General features: G+C 38.7%; 11 protein-coding genes and 2 pseudogenes. 4 read left to right on the forward strand and 9 right to left on the reverse strand.

What is annotated here, in order from left to right:
• Positions 1-370: 370 nt before the first annotated feature.
• The gene (locus tag PGLA_RS14235; RefSeq protein ID WP_068533807.1) at positions 371-964 is read right to left on the reverse strand and encodes a YdeI/OmpD-associated family protein; all 594 of its coding nucleotides are present in this window, start codon (positions 962-964) and stop codon (positions 371-373) included.
• A 337-nt stretch (positions 965-1,301) separates the two neighbouring features.
• Positions 1,302-3,176, reverse strand: a complete 1,875-nt coding sequence (locus PGLA_RS14240; RefSeq protein ID WP_084411092.1) for a helix-turn-helix transcriptional regulator — start codon at positions 3,174-3,176, stop codon at positions 1,302-1,304.
• Positions 3,177-3,301: 125 nt separating this feature from the next.
• Between PGLA_RS14240 and PGLA_RS14245 the strand changes: the two genes are divergently transcribed.
• On the forward strand, positions 3,302-4,126 hold the full coding sequence (locus PGLA_RS14245; protein WP_068533809.1) for a CPBP family intramembrane glutamic endopeptidase: 825 nt from the start codon (positions 3,302-3,304) through the stop codon (positions 4,124-4,126).
• A gap of 286 nt (positions 4,127-4,412) precedes the next feature.
• Positions 4,413-5,285 (forward strand): AraC family transcriptional regulator, encoded by an 873-nt coding sequence (locus tag PGLA_RS14250; protein WP_068533811.1) that lies wholly within the window; start codon positions 4,413-4,415, stop codon positions 5,283-5,285.
• A gap of 124 nt (positions 5,286-5,409) precedes the next feature.
• Here the strand turns inward: PGLA_RS14250 and PGLA_RS29745 are convergent.
• From PGLA_RS29745 to PGLA_RS14260, 3 genes and pseudogenes are all read right to left on the reverse strand, one after another.
• A pseudogene (locus tag PGLA_RS29745) lies at positions 5,410-5,562 on the reverse strand (amino acid permease); the annotation flags it as partial.
• Between the two features lie 251 nt (positions 5,563-5,813).
• Positions 5,814-7,061: a sensor histidine kinase gene (locus PGLA_RS14255; RefSeq protein ID WP_211269549.1), complete on the reverse strand. Its 1,248-nt coding sequence runs from the start codon at positions 7,059-7,061 to the stop codon at positions 5,814-5,816.
• A gap of 151 nt (positions 7,062-7,212) precedes the next feature.
• On the reverse strand, positions 7,213-7,860 hold the full coding sequence (locus PGLA_RS14260; protein WP_068533815.1) for a response regulator transcription factor: 648 nt from the start codon (positions 7,858-7,860) through the stop codon (positions 7,213-7,215).
• Between the two features lie 235 nt (positions 7,861-8,095).
• Here PGLA_RS14260 and PGLA_RS14265 point away from each other — a divergent pair, with 235 nt between their 5' ends.
• A complete protein-coding gene (locus tag PGLA_RS14265) occupies positions 8,096-8,899 on the forward strand; it encodes a hypothetical protein (RefSeq protein ID WP_068533816.1) in 804 nt (267 codons plus the stop codon).
• 218 nt (positions 8,900-9,117) lie between these two features.
• Here PGLA_RS14265 and PGLA_RS14270 read toward each other — a convergent pair.
• Positions 9,118-9,279 (reverse strand): annotated as a pseudogene (locus PGLA_RS14270) (aspartate 1-decarboxylase); the annotation flags it as partial.
• A gap of 218 nt (positions 9,280-9,497) precedes the next feature.
• Here PGLA_RS14270 and PGLA_RS14275 point away from each other — a divergent pair.
• Positions 9,498-9,860, forward strand: coding sequence for a hypothetical protein (locus PGLA_RS14275; RefSeq protein WP_068533819.1), 363 nt, complete (start codon positions 9,498-9,500; stop codon positions 9,858-9,860).
• 348 nt (positions 9,861-10,208) lie between these two features.
• Here the strand turns inward: PGLA_RS14275 and PGLA_RS28030 are convergent, their stop codons facing one another.
• The 3 genes from PGLA_RS28030 to PGLA_RS14285 form a co-directional block, all read right to left on the reverse strand.
• Positions 10,209-10,370 carry a hypothetical protein gene (locus PGLA_RS28030; RefSeq protein WP_161487907.1) on the reverse strand — a complete coding sequence of 54 codons (162 nt, stop codon included), beginning with the start codon at positions 10,368-10,370 and terminating at the stop codon, positions 10,209-10,211.
• A 1,012-nt stretch (positions 10,371-11,382) separates the two neighbouring features.
• Positions 11,383-12,396: a phosphotransferase enzyme family protein gene (locus PGLA_RS14280; protein WP_245699907.1), complete on the reverse strand. Its 1,014-nt coding sequence runs from the start codon at positions 12,394-12,396 to the stop codon at positions 11,383-11,385.
• 157 nt (positions 12,397-12,553) lie between these two features.
• Positions 12,554-13,441 (reverse strand): helix-turn-helix domain-containing protein, encoded by an 888-nt coding sequence (locus PGLA_RS14285; RefSeq protein ID WP_084411096.1) that lies wholly within the window; start codon positions 13,439-13,441, stop codon positions 12,554-12,556.
• Between the last annotated feature and the right edge of the window lie 557 nt (positions 13,442-13,998).

The following is a 13,998-nucleotide window of genomic DNA, read 5'->3' on the forward strand; positions in this document are numbered from 1 at the left end:
TGTATTATAAATTAATAGTCAATATAATAATTATATCAGCGACTTTCTTAAAATGGTAATAAACAAAAAAAATCCACCTTTTTGCCATACTTATGTTACGCATCCCGTAACATCTATTAAGCGAAATTTCAAGGCACCACCTAGGCCTGTTTTGCAGGCTCTTGTTTGAAAATGATTTTAAATATAGGGTAGAATACGCAAGCTTCAAGATTTGCTTTCAACTAATTTTCCCGCTGGTACACGTGACAGGTAAAACCGTACAAATCCCTACTTTCTATTCGTATAAAAAGAAAGAACCCTATCGAGAGCCTTTTTTAAAGTGTCTACTCGATAGGGTACAGCTTAGAATAAGTCGGGCTCTTTCTTGGTTTTAATCATTTAATCCCTTTCCATTGAGAATTTGCTGCATACATTTTTCAACCCTTGACACTCGAGTTTTGGATTGTTTGGGTTGAGAAAAATAATAAATGTATGCTCTTTGCCGTCCGGGCGTCAAAGCTTCAAAAGCAGTCTTCAAGCCAGGGATTTCATCTAATTTATTTTGAAATTCTTCAGGAATTGTGTATTCTGTGGTCTTTTTAAAATCCACTTCCAAACCGGATTTTTCAACTTCAATGGCTTCATAAATATAGGCTTTCAAGATGGTTTCCATTTCAACTATTTCTTGAACATTGGTGAACCGAATCTGGCGCGCCGCCTGTACATTCTCTGTTTGTTGGATTAGAATCCCATGCGCGTCCTGTAACAAGGCACATTTGTGAAACAGAAGCGCACAATATTCTTTAAATCCATGGATTAAAACGATGTTTTTTTTCTCAAATGTGTAGCAAGGATGCATCCACTTAAATTCTTCGGTCAGCTCACAGTCAAGAACGATAGTTCTCAACTTTTCATATTCTTCTTTCCACTTTTTCGATTTATTTAAATACTCATCAACCTTAGGATTCAGTATTCTATTTGTCATCTTGGGACACCTCTCTGCATCATCATAATATTGTACTTTCAAAATAAGCAGTTCATTTTATAAACGAAACGTCATAAAGCCTTTTCCATTTGCTGTAAATTACTTTCAGTTAGATTGTCACGCTTTAATTTCCTGGTTACATTTTGCCTTGTGATTTTCGGGTAGGGGGCAAAAACGGCTCAATGACATTCCACTCTTCATCGTTATGACTCAAATTTCGCCCTACTTATGATACGGTTCACCTTAACGGGGCTATCGGCGAATTAAAGAACACCACAGAAATGTGCTCTTAGTTTATTAATAAGGTTAGTTTTGCCCTATGGCCCCGTGGCATCATCTATTCTCTTACAAGTCCATGCATCTGAGCTTTTTTCATGGCCTGGGTACGATTATTAACCTCTAATTTGGAGTAGAGACTAGAAACGTAATTTCGGACTGTTCCTTCCGAAAGAAACAACTTCTGAGCAATATCTCGATACTTATCCCCATCGGACAAATATTTCAGAACTTGCAGCTCCCTTTCCGTTAAATCATATTCATGTGTTTTTGTTAATCTTATATTCTCACTCGGAACATCATTGGAATGGTTGATCAAATTGATTAATTGCCTAGCAACCTCTGTGGACATAAGTGTGCCACCCCGATACACGAGACGAATAGCAGATAATAAATCACGGGGATGAATCGTTTTTAACAAATAACCCTCAGCACCTAAGGAAATTGCTTCCTTTGCAGAACCCATTTCTTCAAATGTCGTTAAAATAATGATTTTGATGTGTGGCCACTGTTGTTTGATAATTCTCGTGGCTTCAACGCCGTTCATTTCTAGCATTTGTACATCTAGTAGGATGATATTGGGATTCAGCTGTTGGCATAGTTCTATGGCTTCCCGCCCGTTCTGTCCCAAACCAACTACTTCAAGATCCGATTCTCTCATAAACACAATTTGTAAGCTTTCTCTTATCAAATCCTGATCATCAATGATCACAAGACGAATTTCATTGTTTCCAAGTTGTCCTTTTATAGGAACTGTACAAATAATCTCTGTACCCGCATTCATACCTGAGTTGATTTGCAGCCCCCCCATTACGGTGGTTAACCTTTGCTGCATCGTACTAAGTCCAAAGCCAAATGTCAGATCATGATTCCCGCATCCATCATCCCTTACAGTGAGAATCAACTGGCCTGCTTCATATGTTAACGTGACTATAATCACCTTAGCTTGTCCGTGTCTGACTGCATTGGTTAAAGTCTCTTGCAGGCATCTAGTCAGAACATGCTGAATAGCTAAAGGAACCTGAATTTCCTGTCCAATAAGCTTGAAGGAGATTTGAATGTCCGAATAATCACTAAATCCCCTGATCTCATCAATAAAATGCATAGAAAGCATTGTATTCTCTTCAGTCGGTTTTATCTGATGTATCTGTTGTCGGATATGATCTACACTTACTCTCGCCTGCTGTAGTATTCCCTCCATCTTCTCCCCAGCTTTATTAGGATCCATCTCCATCAGTGCTTTAGAAGCTTCAAGACCCATGATTAATGAAGTAAAAGCGTATCCTACTGTATCATGAAGTTCACCTGCTAACCGATTTCTTTCCTCTTTCAAAGTAAGGGCCTCAACCTGAGTCACGTACTGCTGTATGAGTTGATATTGTTTCTTATTCTTATCGAGAAGAGCCTTCATTGTTCGATTATTCATAATAAATACGTTGTACCCAACTCCAATTCCATACAAAAGAAGATGATTCACTACGGTATCCATCGTCAATACCCATGTCTGATGTCCAAACATAACCCCAAGAAGCGGAAATCCAAGGATAGCAATTGGGGCCGACCAATAAGCAACTTTCCTCGTGGCCAGATAGCCTAATAGAATCATGGGAACGGACATATTATCTATATAATGATCGGTCCAGTAATAGAGAAGCCCCGTAACAAAACCACCAAATAGTAACTCTGCCAATGTAAAACCAACTACATTTTTATAGTTAGGTCTCCAAAAAAATTGAGGTACCACATAGGATAGGGTGAATATTAAGAAATGTATTCCATTAAATCCGTCAATGATACGACTTGAATTCGCTAACAAATAAACTGAAATAGATAAATACCAAAATAAATGTAAAGAAAACAATGACCAATCAATCCACTTCCAACGCCTAGCCCCCATATAGTCCCCACTTCTTATGACATTCTTTATGACAAACATATGATCTAAAACAAGATGAATGTCACTACCGTCATTTCTCTACTATTCTACAATTAAGTTATGAGCCTCTTAATAACTTTCACTCCATTTTATCACAAAAATTTGAACAAATAAGGAGATCGAACATGATTAAACAACTAACTTCAAAACAACAATCATTCGTATTTATTGGACTGGTACTACTCTTAGGATTAGGATTCAGTCTTATCCCAAATATAAGTACCTTTGTGTATATGTTAATCCCGACCCTTGCAACTTTACTTATGATGTTCATCGTAACTAGAGATGGCTATAACAAAACAGGATGGCAAAAACTTGGCATAAATAAACTAGGCATGCACAAATGGCTTTTTGCTATATTTGTACCTATTATACCCATTGCTTTAAGTTATGGAATTGTATGGATTAGCGGACTTTCTGTTCTAGTAATGCCCGACACCATTCTCGGTTTTAGCTGGGCGGCTTTTCCGATTGCTATTATTGCTATATTTATCTCTAATGTGCTGACGAACTCCCTAGGAGAGGAATTGGGATGGCGAGGATATTTATTTCCGCAACTACATACTTCCTTCGGGTTTATACGGGGTTCGCTTATGACGGGGTTTATCCATGGCATCTGGCATTTTCCTATGATTATCTTTACTACTAGCTATCATAATGAAGGAAATGTATGGATTAATCTGTCCTTAATGCTGATATCCACTATGTCCCTCGCGCCGGTCATTGGCTATGTCAGAGTCAAAAGTGAAAGTGTATGGCCCTCTTCCATTCTCCATACCAGCCATAATGTCTTTTGGGCGGTATTCGCTGCACTCAGTCAATCGAAGTCCTCTATAACCGAATACATCTCAGGCGACATCAGCATTGTGGTTATCCTATTTTATGCCATTTTATCATTGTGGGTATTTAAAGCTATGAAGAGGAACCAAGAAAAAAAGATATCATCTTGAATCCTCAATTTCCATATTCAAGGTTGGATTTAGCCAATTCTACAACAGTCATCGGTCTCATCACCTAATCTCCACACTGGTTAGTCCAATAAGATAATCCGCCCTACTTATGATACGGTTCACCGCGCTGTCTGTAACGGCAAGTTGTAACAAGGTAGTCCACAGTAAATATGGATTTATATAGAGGATTTAGTTGAAGTAATATCGAACATGATATTTCGGTGCATGGATTGCAAGGTTTCATTTCTCACCATCCCATATAATCAAACTTGAAAGGAGGGGCTGTATGGATTGGCTGGATCGCATGAACAACGCAATGGAATATGTAGAAACACATCTGTCTGAAGTTATTGATTTCAATCAAGTGGCTAGAATTGCCTGTTGCTCAACTTACCATTTTCAGCGGATGTTTTCGTTCATTACCGATGTGCCACTTTCAGAGTACATTCGGCGTAGGAGGATGACCCTTGCAGCATTTGAACTACAACAAAGCGGAGTAAAGATTATCGACATCGCTTTAAAGTATGGTTACGAATCGCCCGAAGCATTCTCCAGAGCGTTCAAAAAAATGCATGGTGTGATGCCAATGTCAGCGCGCGACAAAGGCGTATCACTTAAGGCTTATCCTAGGTTATCCTTTCATATTTCGATTCGAGGAGATGTGGAAATGAACTATAAAATCGAGGAAAAACAAGCTTTTGAAATGTTCGGCGTGTCCACTGTGGTCAATGCTGATGGCGAGAGTCCATTCATTGAAATACCTGCTTTTTGGACCAAGTGCATTTCCAATGGAACCGTCGATCGAATTCGTGCTGCAGCGGAATTGGGGGGAAACGGCCAAATTCATGGGGTATTATATAACAAACAAGGCGAGAAAAGTTCTTACATGATCGGTTATTTTTTACCCCAAAGTGGCTTGCTGGAAGGATTTGAAAAGCTTCAAATACCCCCTCAAACCTACGCAACATTCTCAACCGGCCTCTACCCCGATGGACAGAGTGGTATTCATGATTTGTGGAAGCGTATATGGGGGGAATGGTTTCCGAGCTCTAATTACGAATCCGCAAATGGTCCCGAGTTTGAAATGACTTACGAGCGAGGCAACAACATGTATGAAATGGAAGTTTGGATCCCTGTCGTTAAAAAGTCCGCATCTTAGAACAAAGAGCAACACTAGTGACTACCACTACGTGTTGCTCTTTTCATGAAATCCGGTTCATTTAGATTTTGGGACATGCTAGACAACATTGTCGTGAATCTCAACAAGTCATAGCCGTTCAACGGGGCCAAAAACTTCGAGTCATATTTGGATTAGCCTGTAAGTCCGGCCGGGTTTTCTTATACTTAATATGGCATACGAGAACAACGCTCCACACCCATATAAAACAAATGGCACTTATCGTTGTCACGATTCCAAAAGCCTGCTCTAGAATGAGTTACAGAGGTTTTGAACGTTTTCTCCTCCTTTGGCTATGGGTGATTCATTCATCATGGCGCAAAGGTTTTAAATTAAGTTTTGAAACAAAAAATGAAAAGACGCCCCATCCGACAAGAAGTAGCTTCCTTTCATATTCCGCCAATCTAAGTATCCCTGCTTTCGATATCTATAACTTATTTCATCTTAAAGTATGATTTAAGGCAAGTGCAACCTCTTCCCAAAGTAAGGTTCTTAGCATCTTTTAAATTATCATTCTTGAAAAATTACCTTTACAATTGTTTTCTCATTAGGTTTTGAAGAAAAAGATAACTCTGCATGATGCTTCTTAGCAATCTGCTCACATAATGCGAGTCCCAATCCATTTCCCCCTTCTTTTCTACTTCTTGCCGTATCTACTCTATAAAATGCTTCTGTCACCTGAAGGAGCTGCTTCTCTGTCATTCCCTTTCCGTTATCTTCTACTTCAATAATTTTTTTCTCATTTTCAAAATAAGCCCTCATCGTAATTTTACCTTTTGTGCTACATGCCTTTATTGCATTGTCTACTAAGTTCACAACCATACTTTCTATTAAATCTTTATTTCCTTTTATTTCTTTCAACTCATTATAATATACTAATTCTATTCCTTTTTCTTTGAGCTTAATATTTTCGGTTTGATGAACTTTTTTAAACAACTGTTCTATATCCATTGATATCATTTCTATTTCTTTTTCTTCTCGTATTATTACCAGTTCCAATAAACTTTCCGAAATATTTTTTAACCTTGTACTCTCTGATAAAATATAATTGGTTGCAGCATACTTATCTTCCTCACTTAAATGTGTCTTCTGCATATATTCAGCATATCCATAGATTGCAGTTAATGGCGTTCTTAATTCATGTGCCAAATCATCTATTAATCTCTGCTTTTCTCTCGCATGGTTCTCAAGCTCTTCCATCTGATATTGAATTTTATCCGCCATCGTATTAAAACTTTGTACAACCTCTGCGATTTCTTCGCCACCCCTAATCTCTAGCTTTTCTTTGTATTCACCATTGGCAATCTGATTTGAAATACTTGAAATTCTTTCTAGTGGTTCAAAAAGATACTCTAATAAAATAAATAAGCATATACTTAAAACTCCTGAAAATATTATACTTGCAATAAATAAAGAGTTATTCCTCTTTTCCCACTCATTTACTATATCTGTTATATCTGCATAATAGACTAATGCATATTGGCTATACTGCTCTGGTAAATTCCCAGATATTTGTATATATTTTCTTCCATTTAGTGTCGCAACATGTATCTCAGTTATATCTTTTTCTACATTCATTTCTTTATCACTTAAAGTTGCTTCTATAGGTAAACTGGAATGTATACTCACTTTATCTTTATAAATCTGTAAATAAATTTTTTGAACTTCATAATGCATTTTATACGAATCATAAGAACGAGCAATAGCATCATCTATTTCATACCCTCTATTGTTCATAGCCATGATATCTTTAGTCATACTATTTACTAAAAAATAATGCTCTCTTAGATAGCTCCCCTTAATGCCTGAAAGGTTATGTTTTGTATTACTAATACTAAATAACATAATTCCAACATTAATAAACAATAGAAATAATACCAACGTCCATATATAGGTTTTATTTTTCATACTATACCTCTAACCGATAGCCTAGTTTATACACGGTTACAATTCTTTTCTCCAACCCCAACTTTTTTCTAAGCTTCTGAATATGAACATCTACCGTTCTTGATTCTCCTATGTATTCAAATCCCCATACTAACTCTAGAAGCTTCTCTCTTGATAAAGCAATGTTTCTATTTCTTATGAGTACCTCTAAAAGCTCAAATTCCTTAGGTGTATATTCAACTACGTTCTCCTCCAACAAAAGCCTTCTACTGTGAAATTCAACCCTAACATTATCTATTACAAATGTATCTTCATCCTTCTTGGTTCGTCTTAATATCGCTTCTACTCTTGCAATAAGTTCTAACATTTCAAAGGGTTTCGTCAGATAATCATCTGCCCCCATGACAAGCCCCTTTACCCGATCCTCTACGCTTCGTTTAGCCGTTAACAGAATAGTAGGTGTACCTTTTACTTGTTCCAATACCTCAAATCCATCCATTTCAGGTAACATAATGTCTAATACAATCAGATCAAAACTTTTATTGTTTATCATTTCTACGGCTGTCTCACCATCCATAGCCAAAAAGCAGGTATGCCCTACTAACTTTAAGTTTCTCCTTATTAATTCATTAATTGCCTCTTCATCTTCTACTACTAGAATATCTGCCATGCTTTTCACCCCATATTAAATAACTAATATCCTTTTACACTTGAAATCTGGTCTTAGATATACTAATCTATTTCAAAATGTATAAAAATTTCACCTTATTATCTCACATAAAAATCTAAATATTAGTATCATTCATTATTTTTACAACTCTATAACAACTTAATAATACTACCTATATATTCTCTTGTTATTTTTATATTGTTAGTAAATAAAAAATTACAAGGAGGACAATAAAATGTCTCGAAAATCATTACTTCCAAGAAGTCTTGCAAAAAACGGTTTCAAAGGTGTTAAAGTTATTACTTTTATAGGTGTCGCTTCCCTGATGTTCACACAAGTCATCGTAGCTAGCGAACTAAAAACGGTTACCAAAGTTCCTACTACTTACAATGTCTCTGAACTTTCCTACTTAGTGGATAGACAAATTCCTGCTGGCTATGTAAAAGCTAATTATAAGGCTATCTATTCTCCTAGTACTCAAAGTAAAACACCTAGTTCTAAAGATTTATCTTTACAAGAAGCTGCTGAAATAGCTGCCCAAGAAATATTTAAATTTTCTGGGGAAAAACTAGATAATCAAACGCTTCAAATGTTGTATTTCCATAGCTCTCAAGCTCTTAGACCTTATTCTTACTGGCAGGTTAGTGTAAATATTACACCCTCCTATCATTTTCATGTTGAGATAGATGGAAGTACAGGGAAACTAATTCGCATCTTATATATTGGTGGTCCTAATATAGACAACGAGTTTGATGTTGATGCACCTTCAACCACTAAACTGAGTAAAGAAGGACTCGATACTGGTAGTAAACAATTTAACCCCGATCTTGCAAAAGTCCAGAATCTTATCACGAAATCAGGCTATATAGCTGAACCTATTAAATCCATAAAATATCAGTATATGTCTGCTGATGCATACGCAGTGTTTTCACATACCTTTTATGTCACAACAGCTTCTAATAAAATCCATAGTTTTTCACTCTCTCAAGATCTTACTCAACTGAAAGACTATTACCCTTTAGGAATATACGGAAAATGAATAATTTTGCAACTATGAATTCATGAATATTTTTCTTGATATGGAGCCCCTGTAGATATGGATGTTACGCCAGAAAAGCTGTATACCTTTTAGGTATACAGCTTTTCTATTTTCTAGTACTTATTTATGATAAGGTTCATTGTAACAAGTCTATCGGCGAAAAATCCAATGGCTCTTTCCCTAAAAACAAATAAAATCGTAAAACAGGGCTGCCTCTATCTGGCGCCATTGTTGATGTTAACGTCCTGGCCTTTTCGTTTTTCAAAATTATCGGAAGATTTGAAGATGTTCTGGTCGATCGTAATTCTGTCGACATAATTCAAATTCGCTCCCGTTACAAATGCACGATGGATTTTTGACTTGTGCATTTCTCTGAACATCAAAATCTCTCTTTTTCGTTTAGTTGTGGTTGTCTCGGCTAGGCCGGCAATATAACGGGAGTCCTTACGATGTTCCTCTTTTTGTTTGTCTTACACGATTCGTTCTCTTTCGCCATTAGGAAACAGCTCGCTTAGGCTTTTAGGCACTTCCACGATATCCCACCCTCATCTAAACTAGAGTAGAAAGATACGGATCGAATCGAGAGGGGGTGAATTGGATGAAAAAAGCGATTTTGCTCGTGTTATTGGCATTTTTTTCATTTTCTGCGACAGCGTCCGCTGCATATACCGAAACGATGTCCGGTATGATTAATCCGGGCGACGCTGGAAATTACAGACTTAATCTAGGTATTGAAGGTCACCCTATTACAGAAAATGCAGTCGTAACCGTCTATTTCAAGTACTCTTCGAATGGCGCATATCAGTACAGGTCCTCACACACGTTTACTGTACCGGCTAGTTCGTACAGCCATCATCAGATCGATATCGGTTCTCTTCCATCCGGCTACTACAAAATTGATGTCACTTTCAATGGCGTTTCCTATGCCTTTGTTGATATAAGTTATCTCCAGCGCATTTAATGAGCAAACCCAGCGGTTCCAAACGATCGGAACCGTAGGGTTTGTTATATTTCCCCGTCTGGCGAATCTTTCTTGTAAATCGTTCAAACCGTTCTGGAATTAAATTCAAATTTTATTCCCCGTATCGCTTGATCGGCGCTTATTTTGGCGCAAAAACCGTTCTGTTTATTCCGCAAGAACTGCTGAAAGTGTCCTTCATAGGGTTAAGCCGTGACGCCAAAAGTAAGCATTAAAGAATGATGTCCTGAGCTCGGTCCACTTTCATTTCCCGTTGACAATCGTTTCGATTTTAAAAGCCCCAAGCGATGTGTCCGCTTGAGGCTACTTGGGTTGGATGAATAAGTTTATTTAACGGATCTCCTCATTGATTTCTAACGCTCTTTCCATCAGGTAGACGAAATCATCCTGTCGTTCGCTTGCGGCTGTTTCTCGAGCCAGATGAAGCACTTCCTCCAAGCGATCCCCTTCTCCGCCTTCACGATGTTTCATGATTTCGGCAAACTCGGCCACAGAAGCGTAAACTGGGCTTTTTCAGACAAATGAACGGATAATCGAATCGGTTCCGTCGTTCCTTTCGGATTTGATATATTCGAAGATGTCGGACAAGAGCCCTGTCATGCAAGGGGCTAATCCAATATAAGTGGTTTAAAAGTTTGACACTAACGCCATTTAAATCCATGGATGGTCAATCGTTTGTTTATTGTGATACTGAAGGATTTTCCTATGGCAGGGACGTTCTATCGAGCTGAAATAATGGAGAAGTAACGGCTTTCCTTCAGATCCCGAAGAGCTAGAGAAAGTAAAAGCAGAGGACATCTGGTCAAAACAGCTCTGGTTCTAGCCTCGTACAAAATGCATAGCCTTAGCCTACACTCACTTCCACTGACCAAACGGCAGAAAGGACTTTCCTCCTGTTCAGAAAAGCCCAACTCAAGCTTGAATATGGTTATCTAAAAAACAACCTCGTGTATAATTGCAACAATACAAAATACCGCCTTACTTATGATAAGGCTCAGCTTAACGGGTCTATAGGCGAAAAATCTGCCGCGGCGCATAATTGCTGACTTCTTAGCTCATTAAATCAAACAAATTTCAATCCGAGGATTATGATCAATTATTCATTCCGCATGTGGTTACCAAACATCCATGGGTAATATTATGCGCTATTTGGAAGCAAATTACGTTCGTGGTATGCTCAAACCTAATTCGGCTGCGGTGTTATTGGCATACAATCGCATGAAAAAAAGCCCTTGCGAGGCGAACTCACAGGTGCTTCAAGGGCTAGTAAATTCTACTGCTAATCTACAGGATACGCTTGATATACTCGTATTTTCCCCGCCCCGACCTTATATAATTTTCAACAATTTACATTAATTTGAAGTAGAGGGAAACCAGGCAAGGACGTCATGTGGCGTAACGGGCTTGAACGTATCAGGGATAGCGAGGCGAAAAGCGATGATCGAACTAGCCTTAACGGTGTGCAGATAGGACTTGAGTTTTGACCATAACTGCTCGAAAAAGACTAAATATTTCGTTCCTCATACTGAAAGGGTTCTTCACAAGAGTAAATTTCATGGAAAAATCCCTGGTATGGAATATCGTCTTCCAAACATTTTATGAGATACGACAGTTCCTCGTCACACTCCGGTTCCTCACCGGTGTTCTGCATCACTTCGAATGCATCCACAATATTCTCCATGATGCATACCTTAATAAATAAGGGCAACTTATCCAACATCGAATCGTCGATCTCGGTCTCGGATCTGTATCCCGCGAGGACTGTTCCAAAATACTCATCCATAAACTTTCTACGTTTGCTGGCGTCTGGTTCGAATTGTATCCAGCCTACTCCGTGTGTCCAGAGACCTGCCAGGTCATACATATACCAACCGAAACATGAATTATCGAAATCATATACGGTTATTTGCCCGGTATCAAAATCTATCGAATAATTCCCATCGTTGTAATCAAAATGAATCATACCAAAAGACTCTTGGCTTCTGTCCAATCCTTCCAAGGTTTTAAGGAGCTCTACCAACTTCTCCTTCAGCAGGGATAAGGAGGTGGGTATCAATTTATCGATATATTCAGCATTGAATTTGTCAAAAAAACTATACCGGCGATGGACAGGTGTATATCCTTTCGATATTTGGTGCAGTTTTCCCAGGACTTTACCGCAATTATAATAATATTCGGAAATCGGAGCGCCTTCACGGTACCGATAATTATTTTCTACAAGCATTTTGCCCTTGGCCTTTTCAAATAGGCAGACAAAAAAGGTGTGGTTATTGTGGGTGATCTCCTCCAGCAGATTCTCATTCCGGGAACTGATTACATTTGAGACACTGCCTCCATGCTCAAATAGGTACCGAATATATTCCACTTCACCCAGAAAATCTTCCCGGCTCCTGTCAGGTAAGAAAGCGATTCTGAGTATTTTTGCGTCGACGCCCTCTTTCTCACAAGTATATACGACATTCCGCCCTCCATCATGTGCCGGAATCAGCTGGATTTCATAGCCTTCTAATCCGAACAACTCTGATACTACTGTAAGTAAATAGGTATCTCCGATTGAAACAACTTCGTTATAAATTATAACTATCTCTCCTTTTCGTACAAACCTCTATTTATGATTACGATACAAAAAGAACATACCACAATAGCGGCACGCTCAATGGACTTTTTTGATCATTTTAAGTGTACTTCACTCTGATGGGCGCAAACCACTCCATTTGACAATATTGGCCATCGTATGCATCTATGTCGATTTTTTCGAAGAAGAATTCGCTATCCAGAAGCTCATATCTCCCGTTGTGCTCCTTGGCAAGCCTATCGATGGCAGTATACAGCGCTTCTGCGCGTAGTTCGCTAATCTCCTCGTAATGATGGTTCCCAATATAGCGAAAGCCGACACACAAGGAAGCAGGGACGGTGTCGCCTGTAAAGCCGTCAGGAATATCTTTCATATTCTGTACTCGCATAGACGGTAGATAGTACGTCCAACTAAGCGATGGATCAGGTGTCCTCGTTAGACCGTAATAGATATTTGGTTCTACTGGATGAAGCACTTTATGCCGCTTGTTCCACCAAAACTGTTTGGCAGCTTCGGGCGCTTCTGTCGGTGCTTCAGCGATCTCAATTCGATGGATACACCCGATCAAATGAAAGGATGGAATCATGACCATATTCGGCCCGTACACCAAATTTCCGCAAACATTGTTGTTTGGAAACAGATGAAGAGGAGTTGTTACGTGAATGTTTCTGCCGGATTCTCTGCATTCGCCAGGCGTAAGCCCATACTCGCGCTTAAACGCGCGTATGTAGGTTTGCTCATGTTCATAACCGCATTCGATTGCAATATCGAGAATCCGCTTCTCGGTTTGCATCAAATTCTCCAAGCTGATGGCCAGCTTTCGAGAGCGGATATAGCTTTGTAGCGGCACGCCGAAAGCGAACTTGAAGAGTCGACGCAAATGAACAATGGAGACCGGGAGATCGGCCAGATATTCTGTCTCCCTCGTACCAGAAACATTTTCTTCTATTCGTGATAGTAATACAGATAGCAGCTTGTATGGTTCTATAACCTATGTCTCCCTCCTAGGATATTTTTGTTCCTTATAATAAGCATAATAGCAAATTCTGTGGGTTACACAATTAAAGCATAATGGAGATTTACGGCCGAATTGGGCTTTGGTTACTTTAATTCGCGTTCAATAGCTATAAAAGCATCCCGCCTATGTTTATTGAAAACATATCGTGTTTCCTCGCCCCCGAACGTTCGTCTTCTGTACCCATTTCGACTAACGTCCTATACATAATGTCTTTTATCAATTCTTAATGGATCACATAATTGCTACTAGTAAAATCATACCACAAGATGGAAAACATTGTCGTTTCTTGCATATATAAAAAAGCCCCTAAGTCACTTTAAGGGCTAGAATTTCTTATAAGTCATCGATCTTACAGGCCTCAGGCCCTCTTACACCCCAATTTTTCGCCGTCACTTATGATACGGTTCACCTTACCACTCTAACGGCGAAATTTTACAAGAGGGCCATACAAAGTATTTGCTTTTTTACAAAAGGTTTCACAAGATTCGGCAACTTTATTGCACTGCACTATCTTTTTATGCTATTCA

Origin of the sequence: Paenibacillus glacialis, assembly GCF_001637205.1 — a bacterium.
Classification (GTDB): Bacteria; Bacillota; Bacilli; order Paenibacillales; family Paenibacillaceae; genus Paenibacillus_AQ; species Paenibacillus_AQ glacialis.

Excerpts from the sequence above, each read along its gene's own strand:
- PGLA_RS14235 (WP_068533807.1), bottom strand. The coding sequence starts at position 964 with ATGACAAATAGAATACTGAATCCTAAGGTTGATGAGTATTTAAATAAA.
- PGLA_RS14240 (WP_084411092.1), bottom strand. The coding sequence starts at position 3,176 with ATGTTTGTCATAAAGAATGTCATAAGAAGTGGGGACTATATGGGGGCT.
- PGLA_RS14245 (WP_068533809.1), top strand. The coding sequence starts at position 3,302 with ATGATTAAACAACTAACTTCAAAACAACAATCATTCGTATTTATTGGA.
- PGLA_RS14250 (WP_068533811.1), top strand. The coding sequence starts at position 4,413 with ATGGATTGGCTGGATCGCATGAACAACGCAATGGAATATGTAGAAACA.
- PGLA_RS14255 (WP_211269549.1), bottom strand. The coding sequence starts at position 7,061 with ATGACTAAAGATATCATGGCTATGAACAATAGAGGGTATGAAATAGAT.
- PGLA_RS14260 (WP_068533815.1), bottom strand. The coding sequence starts at position 7,860 with ATGGCAGATATTCTAGTAGTAGAAGATGAAGAGGCAATTAATGAATTA.
- PGLA_RS14265 (WP_068533816.1), top strand. The coding sequence starts at position 8,096 with ATGTCTCGAAAATCATTACTTCCAAGAAGTCTTGCAAAAAACGGTTTC.
- PGLA_RS14275 (WP_068533819.1), top strand. The coding sequence starts at position 9,498 with ATGAAAAAAGCGATTTTGCTCGTGTTATTGGCATTTTTTTCATTTTCT.